General features: G+C 54.1%; 1 protein-coding gene. It reads left to right on the top strand.

Going from position 1 to position 268, the window contains the following annotated elements; all coding sequences use genetic code 11:
• Positions 1–268 (top strand): hypothetical protein (locus H6A07_RS09795; protein WP_204814732.1); only part of this gene is annotated, 268 nt, incomplete at both ends.

The raw sequence follows: 268 nt of genomic DNA, 5'->3' as shown, positions 1-268 counted from the left end.
TTGCGGAAGGGCGTAGACTGCTGGAGCGCGCCAGTGCGACCGATGGAACGCGGCTATCTGAGAAGGATCTTCCAGCGGTAGAAAAGTTACTGGATGCAGCCGACAAGCGAGGCGTCAATACGAAATATGTTCGCGAGTCTATCGCCAATGCGAAGCGGTTGTACAAGCTGGGCATCAACGAACAGAACTATCAGCAGGCCCTTGATGCTGTAGAGGAATTGGGGACCACCAAGCGCGAGCCAACCAAAGAAGAAAAGATTGCGAAGGC

It is taken from the genome of Olsenella uli (genome assembly GCF_016899935.1).
Lineage (GTDB): Bacteria > Actinomycetota > Coriobacteriia > Coriobacteriales > Atopobiaceae > Thermophilibacter > Thermophilibacter uli_B.
This window is presented reverse-complemented; position numbering and strand designations above follow the sequence as displayed.